Source organism: Spirosoma terrae (assembly GCF_010435915.1).
Classification (GTDB): Bacteria; Bacteroidota; Bacteroidia; order Cytophagales; family Spirosomataceae; genus Spirosoma; species Spirosoma terrae.
This window is the reverse complement of record NZ_JAAFZH010000006.1, coordinates 289,961-302,049: the sequence shown is the minus strand read 5'-3', so window position 1 is coordinate 302,049 and position 12,089 is coordinate 289,961. Positions and strand designations below refer to the sequence as shown.

Below are 12,089 nucleotides of genomic sequence, written 5' to 3'. Positions count from 1 at the left end.
TAAAAAGAAACCTCAATTGGATGAATCTATCTGGACGATTATCGACAGCGCTACGTGATGCCGGACTGGCTGTTTGTGTTACGTTGAGCCTTTTTGCACCAGCCTATGCCCAGTTGGGAGTTGGTACCAAAGCGCCTAAAGGGGCCGAAGTTATATTTGATGGGTCGCGTAAGATGCTCGATGAAAAATGGACGTATTGGGAAGGTCCTCGGCTAGCTGCTACGTTGCCCATTAAGTGGGCCATTGAAAAAGACCCGGCTGGGAGCGGTACGGTTATGAACAGCAACGACCCATCGGCTGCGGGCGGGAAATATGGTGCTGCCGATATTGTTACCAAGAAAACGTACCGCGATTTTCGCCTGCACGTAGAGTTTTACGTTAGCAAACCCGGTGGCAACAGTGGCGTGTACCTGCAAAATCGGTACGAGATTCAGATTGTTGATGGGGATACTACGTCGCATGGCCTGGGAGCAATTATCAACGAATCGCCATCGCCTTACAAACTCTACACAGGCATTGGAAAATGGAACGCGTATGACATTGAGTTTCGGGCCGCCCGTTTTAAAGATGGCGAACGGGTTGAACCGGCCATGGTTACTATCTATCTAAATGGTACGAAAGCGCATACGAATCATCCTATCAATCAGGTGTGGGGCGGACCTAATTCGGGTATAGACGGTGGTAACAACGGTGGAAAAGGTATTACCGATACGCCTGGTGGACTAAAACTTCAGGCCGAAGGTCATGATGTGCTTTACCGGAATATCTGGATTAAGGAGCTCGATCTGAAACAGGCTAACACTGATTTTTAGTGGTTTTTTGACAGGATTAACAGAATCAGGAAGGTATCTGTTTGAATACCAGCACATCCTGTTAACCCTGTCAAAAACCTAAATCTCTGTTCCTTCTTCAATCGGTTGGGGAAGGTGATGTCCCGATGCATCTAAGGGTGTCGGGCGTGGCCGCTTCCTGTTGACGATATAGAAAAGAGGAGGAATGATCAGGGGCGTAAAGAGCAGTGTAGTGGTCAGACCACCAATAATAACCGTTGCCAGTGGCCGTTGCACGTCGGAGCCAATTCCGCTTGAAATAGCAGCTGGTACAAGCCCAATAATGGCAACGACCATGATAGCCATAATAGCTCTGAACTGTTCCTGGGCGGTTTCGATGACTACCTCCATCAGCGGTTTGTTGCTGACCATTAAGTTGCGGTTCAGCGCTGACACCAGCAGAACTCCCGCCATCACCGAAATGCCAAAAATTGATACAAACCCAACGCCTGCTGATACGTTGAAGTTGTAGCCACGTAGTAGCAGAGCACCAATCCCGCCCGCCAGGGCAAACAGCAAACAGGTTAGCGTCAGCAACGTATCGCGTACGTTGCCGTAGAGCATGAACAGGAATAAAAAGACGACTACGATCGTGAGCGGAATGGATATTGCCAGTTGCCCGCCCGCGCGTTCCAGATTTTCGTACTGACCACCATAAATGACGCTGTATCCTTCGGGAATATGAACGTGGTCGCTCACCTTCTGGCTGATTTCCCGAACAAATCCGCCCTGGTCGCGTCCTCGAATGTTGGTACGTACCGTAATCATTCGTTTGCCGTTGATCCGGTAAATATTGGTTTGTCCCTGAACGTAGCGAATGTCGGCCAGTTCGCTCATCGGAATCAGCGCCCCCGACGCGGAAGGAACCTGTAGCAGTCGAATAGCATCGATGCTCCCGCGACTTTCGGGCGTAAAGCGGGCAATGATATCGTAGCGTTTGGCTTCGTCGTAAATGGAGCCGATGGCTTTTCCGCCAATGGCCGCTTCGATCATATTCTCAATTTCCAGTACGTTAATTCCGTAGCGGGCTGCAGCAGGGCGGTTAATACGTATCGCCAGCTGATCCTGAGGGCCTTCCTGCTCGATATTGACCGCTACGGCTCCGTTCATGCCTTTCACCAACGTAGCAATACTATCGGCTCGGGCCCGCATCAGTGACAAATCGCTGCCGACGACAGAAATAGCCAGATCGGCAGCGCTTCCGGTTACGATTTCCATAACCTGGTCGATGATGGGCTGGCCCGAAGAGAAGAAAGCGCCTGGAAAGGCTTCCTGCAACTCGTTCTGCATCAGGCGAACAATCTCTTTTTTCGAGATACTATCCGACCAGGTACTGTAATCCTTCAGCCCGATCAGAATTTCAGTGCGGTCGGTAGGGAACGGGTCGGTCCCATCGTCGTTCCGTCCCGATTGGGTAATAACGAAACTGACGGGTTTATACTTGGCAACGATGTCGCGGATTTTTGGTGCAATCTTCGCGTTTTCCTGGATCGTAATGCCTGAAGGCATAAAAGCCCGCATGAAAATAGAGCCTTCGTCGAGTTCGGGCAGAAACTCCGTGCCTAGTTTCAGGCCAAATCCAATCATAACCATAACGAGCGCCATACCAACTCCGACGACGAGTCGCGGAGCCCGGAAAAGCGCCGAATGGAGTAACCACTGGTAGCCACGTTCCAGCGGAGAAAGCAGAAAGTTCTTATGTTCTTTCAGAGGTTTCCCATCGGGAGCCAGCGCCTTGCGGAAGGCAAATGAAATCAGGACCGGAATAACCGTTAACGCACACAGCAACGACCCAATAACCGCAAAGGATAGTGTCAGTGCCATCGGGCTGAAGAGTTTACCTTCTACCCGCTGCATGAGCAAAATGGGCATATAGGCCAGAATGATAATGGTAACGGAAAAGAAAATTTCCCGCGCCACTTCACCGGCCGATCGGGCCGTTACGTTGGTAATGCCCTGATTTCGTTCGGCTGGGCCGGCCGATCGGTATTTTCGAATAAGGTGCTCAGCCATCACGCTGGCTCCGTCGACAATAATGCCAAAATCAATGGCACCTAACGACAGCAGGTTGGCAGGAATACCGACCAGTTTCATCAGAATAAAGGCAAACAGCAGCGAAAACGGAATTGTGACCGTAACAACCAGGGCTGCCCGTAGACTTCCCAGAAACAGAACCAGCAGGATAACTACGATAGAAATTCCTTCGATCAGTGTGTGCGCTACGGTTTCCAGCGAGTGGTCGATCAGGAAACCACGGTCGTACAGTACGCGAAGATGAACTCCGGCAGGCAGCTCACGTGCTTCCAGATCGGCAATTTTTTCTTTAAGCAATTCAAGGACTTCGCTCGGGTTTTCACCCCGACGTAACAGCACAATACCTTCCGTGGCACCGATAACATCCAGCTTCTCATCTGGAATGCGGTAGCCCAAAATGCCGGATGGAGACGGTGGATTGATCTCTACGCTCGCTACGTCGCGAACGAGTACGGGAACGCCTTCATTCGTTTTCAGGACAATATTTTGAATATCTTCCGGCGATTTCAGGGCTCCTAACCCCCTGACCGCAAAACCCTGACCACCCCGCGAAATGACGTTCCCGCCTGTATTCTGGTTGTTGTTCTGAACGGCCTGAATAACGTCCTGTAACGTCAGATCGAACTTGCGAAGTTTGGCCGGATCAGGAATAACCTGATATTGCTTGATTGGTCCACCAAACGTGGTTACGTCGGCTATGCCCGGTACCTGAAGCAATTGAGGAATAATGGTCCAGTCCTGCAAGTCGCGCAGTTGCATAGGCGTCATGCTCGGGGGCGCTTCGATCACGTACCGGTAAATTTCGCCTACGGCCGTAGTGAGTGGAGCCAGCTCAGGTTCAACGCCGTCGGGCAACTGAGCATTACTCAGTCGTTCGATAATTTGCTGACGGGCAAAATAATCGGTAACCGTCTCATCGAAGTTGAGCTGTACGACTGATAAGCCGAAGATAGTACGAGATCGGCGGTCGGTTACGTGTGGTACGTTATTCAAAACCCGTTCGATGGGAATCGTCACCTGCTGTTCTACTTCTTCGGCGGCCCGACCATCGTATTTGGCAATAACAATGACGTTGGTATCCGCAATATCCGGGTACGCTTCAATCTTGAGCAGTTTGAAACACCATAAACCCAGCCCCATTACCGCAATAGCCAGCCCGACAATAATCCAGCGGTTTTTGAGAGAAAATGTGATTAATTTCTGAATCATACGTAAAGGATGTTAGCAGCCAGCCAGTGATGGGTTACCAAGGCCAGCGCCACTCTCTAAATCACTAATAGCCAAAGCTTAGGCCTTTTAACTGCATGGTGTTGACGACCGTAACGGGCTCGTTTTCTTTTAAGCCGCTAAGCACCACAATGCGGCCTGCCCGTTGCTGGCCAAGCTGTACCGCCCGACGCTCAATAACGAGTGGCGCCGTTTTGACAAAGACGTAGTCACGGCCCTGCACCGTAACAACAGCATCGCGGGATACCGTCATGAAATTGCCTTCTGTAACGCCAAAAGCGACCGTAGCAAACATGCCAGCCTTGAGTCGGCCATCCGGGTTCGGAACCGAAATACGAAGCTTAATCTGGCGGGTTGTGTTATCGACGTAATCATTTACGTTGTCGATACGTCCCGGAAACCGTTCATTGGGGAATGAGGTGAAGTTGAGGATACACGGTAGCCCTTTGGTGATCATACCAAACTGATTTTCCGGGATTTCGCATACGACCAGTATGGTATTCGGGCGGGCATGACGAAGCTCCTCCGGGTCGAAGCCCGCTAGTTTTAACGTGGCTTCATCCGCAATAATGGCTGCTTCTTCGTTTGCCAGTCGAGTTTGGGCTTCAATAACTTCCTTGCCCGATGCTGCGCCATGCACTTGCAAGTCTTTTACCCGTTCGAGATTACCGCGTTCGGTCTGAATATTAATTCGGTGTTGCAGAATGGCCGTGTAGTTATTCGACAAGCTGGGGTCGTCGAACAGAACCAGTCGTTCCGATGGATTTTCGCTGGATTTTAGGACCATAGCCGCTACGTGTCCGGGTGCCGCAAAGTCGGTTCGGATGGTTTCAGAATGAGTTGGTTCGGTGGCAAACGACCGGATCATCGCTGAATCCGGAAAGCTGATTCGAACGCCATCCGGACTGACGGTTGGGCGAGGTATGGCCTGCGTAACGGGTTTGGCTTTGTCCTTGCAACTTGTGAACAGGAAGAGCGCTATGAACAGGATATGAAAAACTTTCATCTTAATAGGAATTGATCTCGCCCGTTACGTAGAGCAAACGAACGTAGTTCTGACGGTACGTATAAAGTGTTTGATAGTAAGCAGTTTGGGTATCGAACCAGGAGCTTTCGGCCTGAAGCAGATCGATCAGCGTAGTGGCTCCACGCAGATAGGCATACCGCACAGAGGCTAGTACCTGATCGGCATCCCGCCGAATGCCGCTATATCGGTCAATATTCCGGCGACTGGTGATGAACGACTGATACGCGGTTTCGACTTCAGATCGGATACGGGCCTGAACAAGGGCCGCTGCCTGGCCGGTTTGTTCCTGGAGTACCCTGGATTTTTGAATTTCCCCCTGATTTCTACTATACACCGGTAGTTCTATCGTCAGGAAAATACCGGCATAAGGAATAGCATTCTGTGGGTTCCAGATAAAACCGGCTTCGTTACGTGGTTTGGCCAGTACCTGCTGTAGATCGACGTTACGTCGGGCCGCTTCCAGACTGGCTGCGGCTACTTTGACATCGGTACGAGAGGTGGCCGCTAACTGGAGTAGACTATCTTCGCTTACTGTTACGTTGGGCAGATGTCCCAGCGGGTTCACTACCGACGGACTAACGACGGAATCATTCATGGCTACATTGATACTGTCGGTCGTTCCCAGCGCTAATCGCAATTCATTCAATCGATTGGCGAGATCCTGCCGGGCAGTGCGGGTCTGAATGTCGTACTGATCCGAAATAAGCTGAGTCCGCGTCAGGTCGGTTGTGCTGATAACCAGATTCTTCAGTCGAACCTGATTGAGTTTTACCAACGTATCGACGTTCGCCTTGGCTCGTTGCAACAGGTTTAGCTGAACGCGCGCATACCAGGCATCCAGATAACGGTTAGCCGCATCGAAGAGCAGGTTTCGTTCTGTTTCTGCTACGTTCTGAACCGCCAGGTTGGTATTGGCTTCGGCAAATTGATTGCGATACTGCCGCTTATTGTGAATATCGAACTCCTTAGTTGCTTGTATCCAGAACTGACGTCGCTGTCGGCTGAAAGGACCTACGGCTTCGGCACCTGGGGTAGGCGTTAGCTGGATGAGCGTCTGGTTATTCAGTGATGGGTTAGGGCGCAGATTGGCCGTTACCTGATCGGCTTGAGCAGCATTAACGTTCAGGCGCTCGATCCGCAGAACAGGACTGTTTGTTCGCACTTGTTGGAGAGCCTGTCGTAAGGTAATTGTTGGCTGAGCTGAAGCGGTCAGACTCAGTAAGCTCATGCTGAATAGGTAGCACGTGAGTTTGTTGAACAACATTCGATCCTATTATTACCCGGCAAAGTAACAACGCATAGAAAGGAATATGGCCAGCTGATCAATTAAAAACGTGTTAAATATACTTACTCTAGATTTGTAAAATTCCTTAATTAAGTATCTCTTATGGAAGAATAATAGTTATCTACTATCGGCTCTATCGCAATTTCGAGCTCGATCAGATTACTTTGTTTGTTCGTAGCTAAAAAAGATAACGGCCCCGTATATTGTCTCGTATGAATTCAGCCATCGACACCGCGCTTACTGCACCTGTTCAGGAAAAATTTGAGCATCTCTGGCATCTTGTTGGCAACACGCCTATGCTCGAACTGTTTTATACCGATCGGGGGCAACCCAGATCAATCTATGTCAAATGTGAACATTACAACCTGACGGGTAGTATGAAGGACCGAATGGCCTTACATGTGCTCCATCAGGCGTATCGTCAGGGGAATATTCAGCCGGGGGACCGTATTGTTGAAGCAACCAGTGGTAGCTCGGGAATTGCCTTCTCGGCTGTTGGGCGGGCGCTTGGACATCCCGTAACGATTATAATGCCCGCCGGAATCAGTCAGGAACGTATCGATATTATACGTAGTCTGGGGGCCGATATAATTTTGTTTACGAAAGAAGAAGGTGGCTTTTTGGGTGCCATCCGTCGGTCAGAAGAAATGTCGGCTGCTGATCCGCACGTTTTTCTGCCCCGGCAATTCGCCAATCAATATAATGCGGAGGCCCACCGGTTGACTACCGGCAAAGAAATATGGCTTCAGATGCAGGGCGTTGATGTAACACCCGATGCGTTTGTGGCTGGTGTCGGAACGGGCGGAACGGTGATGGGCGTTGGCCGTTATTTAAAATCACGGAAGCCAGACATTCGGGTTCATCCGTTGGAGCCTGCCGAATCGCCAACGTTATCAGTTGGTTATAAAACGGGGACGCATCGGATTCAGGGTTTTTTCGATGAATTTATTCCTGATATACTCAAACTGGAAGAGCTGGACAAAGTAGTTCAGGCTAGCGATGGGGATTCAATTCTAGTAGCGCAGAAATTGGCCATGCAACTGGGCGTTGCCGTTGGTATTTCATCGGGTGCCAATCTGGTTGGAGCGATCAATCTTCAGCGGGAATTAGGGCCGGCTGCCAAAGTGGTTACCATTCTGTGTGATAGCAATAAGAAATACCTAAGTACGGATCTGGTAAAAGAAGAACCGGTAAAACCAGGCTACGTAGCGCCCGATATTGATTTTGTCGATTATCGGCCCATCAGCCGTTTACTAGTAGGAAGGCCAGGCGTATTTTGAGCGGTTAACGGATTTACTTCTTTTCTATCTGCAGGCAAAAGAAAAATCCCCACAAGCAAGGCTTGTGGGGATTTTTACATACTCTGTGCAAACCGTTAATTGAGAGCAACAAGGCGAGTAGGCGTTGTTGGTTTTTTAGTCGAGATTGTGATTGACTGCGTACTGATTTCGGTACCATTCGTAATTTCTACCTGATACGTACCATCGGGCAGCTCGCTCAAATTGAGTCTCGTACGATATTGGGTATCTTTTTTGTCGAGGTGGTGATTATATACGACCGCGCCTTCGTCGTTCTTCAAGCGAATATCAACTGGACCACCTATTTCTTTGTCGAGCGAAATTCTCAGCTTGCCATCGATGGTTGGGAAAACACTGGATTTAAAAGCGGCCACCTGGGCTGGACGTTCGGGTTTTACGTCAGCAAAAGCAGCAAATGATGTAACAGCGCTCAGAGAAAGGGCGAAAAGCAGAGATTTGATGGAGGTTTTCATGGCTATGTTGTTTTGTCTGTTTCTGTTTTGTTTCCAGCCGGATTATTTCCGATTGGTGAAACAAAGATATAGGCTGTGGATGGTACTATGTAATGCAAACTACTGCAGTGGTTGTATGACAGGATGAGTGGCAAGAAAGGCTGCTGATTGAGCCAATGGGACAGTTAAACTTTAATTAAAAACGCGCTATTTGCCCGAATTCACTGTTTAACTATAGGTCTGTATCTACTAAGTTGCCTACCGAAGTAAGGTTATAAAGATGATGGAGCCTACAAAACGACTGGAGCCCTTTCGCGGAAAGTGGACTGTTGAGGATGTAAAGCATCTGCTAAAACGTACCATGTTTGGCGCTAAGCCAGAGGACGTAGCGTATGTCCAGACACTCAGTCTTCGAAAGGCTTTGGGCACGCTGCTGGCCGACGAGCCTGCACCTGCTCCTCCCATTAATAACTATAACGACGACAAATTCACCGACGACGAAATTTTGCCCGGCGAAACCTGGACAACCTCGATTAACTATGATGGTATGAACAACTATCGTCGGAAGAATTCATTTAAATCGTGGTGGATTGGGTTAATGGTCAATCAGAATCGAACCCTCCGAGAAAAAATGGTCATATTCTGGCATAATCATTTTGCTACTCAGACCAACATGATCGATAATGCGCTGATGTGTTACCGGCACAATATCCTGTTACGTCAGTACGCGCTCGGAAATTTTAAGGAACTCGTAAAAGCTGTTACCAAAGACCCGGCCATGTTGAAGTATCTGAACGGAACAGCCAGTAATAAAAAAGCACCCGACGAAAACTATGGCCGTGAGCTTCAGGAGTTGTTTACGGTGGGAAAAGGGCCTGGTTCTCACTACACGGAGGCCGACGTGAAGGCAGCGGCTAAAGTATTAACCGGCTTTCGGAATGACACCACTACGTTTGTGAGCCTTTTCGATCCGGGCCGTCACGATAGTTCCGATAAAACATTTTCGGAGTTTTACGGCAACACTACGATAAAGGGCCGTCGAGGTCCAGAGGGTGAGCAGGAGTTGGACGATCTATTGACGATGATCTTTGCCCAGGATGAAGTGGCTCGATTTATCTGTCGGAAGTTGTATCGGTTTTTTGTCTATCACCAGATCGATGATGCGACCGAGGCTACGGTGATAGGACCTCTAGCTGAGGTATTTCGGGCCAATAAGTACGAAATCAAGCCCGTTTTGCGGGAATTGTTTGGGAGTCAGCATTTTTTTGACGCAGCCAATCGAGGAGCCATGATAAAGAGTCCGCTGGACTATACGATTGGGCTCTGTCGGGAGTTTGGCGTTTCGTTTCCACAAACAGCAAACTATGTCGACCAGTATGGGTTGTGGCAGGCTGTTCAAAATAGGACGGCCGATATGCAGCAGGATATTGGCGATCCACCTAATGTGGCGGGATGGCCAGCTTATTATCAGGCACCTATGTTCGATAGAATATGGGTCAATTCAGATACCTTACCCAAACGCAATGTATTTTCCGATGGTATGATCAACGGAAATATCAATCGGAACGGTAATAAGCTACTGATCGATGTGATGGCCTACACGCAGGCTTTACCCAATCCGGCTGATCCGGTTGCGCTCATTGACGATGCTGTTCAGCGGCTTTATATGATCGAGTTGCCCGATAAGGATAAGCAATATATAAAAAGCAGCATCTTATTGTCGGGGTTGCAGGATACCATGTCGGATCATTACTGGACGCAAGCCTGGACGAATCTGACGGCCAGACCGGATGATGCCGCTAACCGTAATAACGTGCAGAAGAAGCTGAAAAGCTTATATAAATACCTTATGAACCTACCCCAGTATCAGTTGGCTTAGCTGGAAAGCATTGAGCCTAGTATTGATCATCTACTTATTATTCACACAAGCATCGTTGTCGCTTATGAAACGTAGAGAATTCATTAGGAATGCCGCGGTGGCCGGTGTTATCATTCCTGAGTTTTTGAACGGATTTTCGCTGAAAGCAATGGCACAGACATCGCTGATGCCTGCTGCTGGACATGAGTTAGCGAACGACCGGGTATTGGTCCTGATTCAGTTGAATGGGGGAAATGATGGCTTAAATACCGTTGTTCCCATCGATCAGTATGGTGCTTATCAGGCCGCCCGGGCAAACATTGCCATTCCCCAAAACAAGTTGCTACCAATAAACGGGAACGGTTCGGCTGGTCTGCATCCGGCTCTTAGTGACATTCAGCAGCTCTTTAACGAGGGAAAGGCGGGCATTATTCAGGCGGTGAGTTATCCGAAACCTAATTTCTCGCATTTCCGGGCCACTGATATCTGGATGACTGGCTCCGACTCCGACAAGATCCTCAACACAGGCTGGGCTGGTCGGTATCTGAACGATATATTTCCGGGATTCCCCAATAAATACCCAAATGAAACCATGCCTGACCCATTGGCCATTCAGGTAGGCTCGGTGGTGGCATCGGCTTTTCAGGGGCCGGCTTTTACTATGGGTGTTGCCATCAGCAATCCAACAAACTTTTATAATCTGGTGGAAGATAAAACCGACGTAACGAACGATTCGCGTTGGGGGCAGCAACTGGCTTATCTTGAGGAAGTATCACAGAAGACGGATCAATATGCCAGTGTGATCAAAAAAGCCGCCCTGGCCGTTACCAGGCAGTCGGATAAGTACCCATCGCCCGGTAAAAATCAGCTGGCTGACCAGCTTAAGATTGTGGCCCGCTTAATAGCTGGGGGACTACGGACAAAAGTTTACTTAGTTAGCACCGGCAGTTTCGATACGCATGCCCGGCAAGCCGAAGCAGATGATACGACAACAGGAACGCACGCTCAGCTACTACGTCGGGTTTCGGAAGGAATAGGGGCCTTTATGGACGATCTTAAAGGGCTGAACGTAGCAGATCGAGTACTGGGCATGACATTTTCCGAATTTGGGCGACGTATTAAATCCAACGCCAGTGGGGGGACCGATCATGGTGTAGCTGCTCCCGTGGTTTATTTTGGAAACGCGGTGAAAGCTGCGATCGTTGGCACCAATCCTGCATTGCCTGCCAATGCCACGGTGAATGATAACATCGCCATGCAGCACGATTTCAGATCGGTTTATGCGACCGTATTGCAGCAATGGCTCAATTTGCCGGAAACTGATGTGCAACGCGTATTGATGGGGGCCTATCCATTGTTGCCAATGGTTTAGCCATAAAATCGGCTAAAAAATATCCCTACCTGCTCGGCAGGTAGGGACAGTATTCCGGTGGGTGATAGTTTATGATAACAAAGTGTTTCGAAAGTGTTTCTCTTTGTCAGATATAGCGGTTAGGCATAAGAGCCGTAATTTGTCGCGGCTTCGTTTCAGGCGCATCTTAACCGAGCTTTCTGATAAATTATATAATTGGCTAATGAGTTTTACGGACAAACCTTCCTCATATTTCATACGTAGCATCGCTACCTCTTCGTCGGGGAGGTTGTTCATAAATAAGCTAAGCGCTTGCCATTGGCTGGTGGCCGGGGTTTCTGTTTGATCCTGCTCGCTAACTTCAGTTACTATGGCTTCTGTTAATGACTCAGTACGTTTCGTAGCCCGTAAATAATCGATGCAATAGTTATGGGATATAGCGTACAGCCAGGTTGAAAAAGCAGAACGATTCTCAAATGTGTTTAGTTTAACGAAGACTTTTATAAAGATATCCTGAGTGAAATCTTTGGCTACTTCAGGATCATGTATCATTGCCAAACACTTTTGATATACTTTCCCTACGTATCGTTTGTAGATATTGTCGAAGCTATCAATTGGTTCAATGCTGGGCAATGGGTGTGTGTTAGGTCTATCAAGTACGGATAACTTTTCCATGGTGAGTAAACGGCTTAAAAATTAGGTGGGTAGATACAGCAATGCTGCAAAC

9 protein-coding genes are annotated in these 12,089 nt (G+C 48.9%); 4 read left to right on the top strand and 5 right to left on the bottom strand.

What is annotated here, in order from left to right; all coding sequences use genetic code 11:
- The first annotated feature begins 20 nt into the window (after positions 1-20).
- The gene (locus GK108_RS16020) at positions 21-812 is read left to right on the top strand and encodes a 3-keto-disaccharide hydrolase (RefSeq protein WP_163950381.1); all 792 of its coding nucleotides are present in this window, start codon (positions 21-23) and stop codon (positions 810-812) included.
- 78 nt (positions 813-890) lie between these two features.
- Here the strand turns inward: GK108_RS16020 and GK108_RS16015 are convergent, their stop codons facing one another.
- The 3 genes from GK108_RS16015 to GK108_RS16005 form a co-directional block, all read right to left on the bottom strand.
- Positions 891-4,073, bottom strand: coding sequence for an efflux RND transporter permease subunit (locus GK108_RS16015; RefSeq protein WP_163950378.1), 3,183 nt, complete (start codon positions 4,071-4,073; stop codon positions 891-893).
- A 64-nt stretch (positions 4,074-4,137) separates the two neighbouring features.
- Positions 4,138-5,097: an efflux RND transporter periplasmic adaptor subunit gene (locus GK108_RS16010; protein WP_163950375.1), complete on the bottom strand. Its 960-nt coding sequence runs from the start codon at positions 5,095-5,097 to the stop codon at positions 4,138-4,140.
- Between the two features lies 1 nt (position 5,098).
- Positions 5,099-6,346, bottom strand: a complete 1,248-nt coding sequence (locus tag GK108_RS16005) for a TolC family protein (RefSeq protein WP_246224922.1) — start codon at positions 6,344-6,346, stop codon at positions 5,099-5,101.
- A gap of 269 nt (positions 6,347-6,615) precedes the next feature.
- On the opposite strand from GK108_RS16005, the gene GK108_RS16000 reads away from it, so the two are divergent.
- A complete protein-coding gene (locus GK108_RS16000) occupies positions 6,616-7,683 on the top strand; it encodes a PLP-dependent cysteine synthase family protein (RefSeq protein ID WP_163950367.1) in 1,068 nt (355 codons plus the stop codon).
- Between the two features lie 95 nt (positions 7,684-7,778).
- Here the strand turns inward: GK108_RS16000 and GK108_RS15995 are convergent, their stop codons facing one another.
- The gene (locus GK108_RS15995; RefSeq protein WP_163950363.1) at positions 7,779-8,174 is read right to left on the bottom strand and encodes a T9SS type A sorting domain-containing protein; all 396 of its coding nucleotides are present in this window, start codon (positions 8,172-8,174) and stop codon (positions 7,779-7,781) included.
- Positions 8,175-8,433: 259 nt separating this feature from the next.
- Between GK108_RS15995 and GK108_RS15990 the strand changes: the two genes are divergently transcribed.
- Together GK108_RS15990 and GK108_RS15985 are read left to right on the top strand one after the other, a co-directional pair.
- Entirely contained in the window at positions 8,434-10,032 is a 1,599-nt protein-coding gene (locus tag GK108_RS15990) for a DUF1800 domain-containing protein (protein ID WP_163950360.1), read from the top strand.
- A gap of 64 nt (positions 10,033-10,096) precedes the next feature.
- Positions 10,097-11,383, top strand: coding sequence for a DUF1501 domain-containing protein (locus GK108_RS15985; RefSeq protein ID WP_163950357.1), 1,287 nt, complete (start codon positions 10,097-10,099; stop codon positions 11,381-11,383).
- 69 nt (positions 11,384-11,452) lie between these two features.
- Here the strand turns inward: GK108_RS15985 and GK108_RS15980 are convergent, their stop codons facing one another.
- On the bottom strand, positions 11,453-12,037 hold the full coding sequence (locus GK108_RS15980) for an RNA polymerase sigma factor (RefSeq protein WP_163950354.1): 585 nt from the start codon (positions 12,035-12,037) through the stop codon (positions 11,453-11,455).
- Between the last annotated feature and the right edge of the window lie 52 nt (positions 12,038-12,089).

Bases quoted from the DNA above. Each gene is read 5' to 3' on its own strand.
- GK108_RS16020 (WP_163950381.1), top strand. From the start codon at position 21: ATGAATCTATCTGGACGATTATCGACAGCGCTACGTGATGCCGGACTG.
- GK108_RS16015 (WP_163950378.1), bottom strand. From the start codon at position 4,073: ATGATTCAGAAATTAATCACATTTTCTCTCAAAAACCGCTGGATTATT.
- GK108_RS16010 (WP_163950375.1), bottom strand. From the start codon at position 5,097: ATGAAAGTTTTTCATATCCTGTTCATAGCGCTCTTCCTGTTCACAAGT.
- GK108_RS16005 (WP_246224922.1), bottom strand. From the start codon at position 6,346: ATGAGCTTACTGAGTCTGACCGCTTCAGCTCAGCCAACAATTACCTTA.
- GK108_RS16000 (WP_163950367.1), top strand. From the start codon at position 6,616: ATGAATTCAGCCATCGACACCGCGCTTACTGCACCTGTTCAGGAAAAA.
- GK108_RS15995 (WP_163950363.1), bottom strand. From the start codon at position 8,174: ATGAAAACCTCCATCAAATCTCTGCTTTTCGCCCTTTCTCTGAGCGCT.
- GK108_RS15990 (WP_163950360.1), top strand. From the start codon at position 8,434: ATGATGGAGCCTACAAAACGACTGGAGCCCTTTCGCGGAAAGTGGACT.
- GK108_RS15985 (WP_163950357.1), top strand. From the start codon at position 10,097: ATGAAACGTAGAGAATTCATTAGGAATGCCGCGGTGGCCGGTGTTATC.
- GK108_RS15980 (WP_163950354.1), bottom strand. From the start codon at position 12,037: ATGGAAAAGTTATCCGTACTTGATAGACCTAACACACACCCATTGCCC.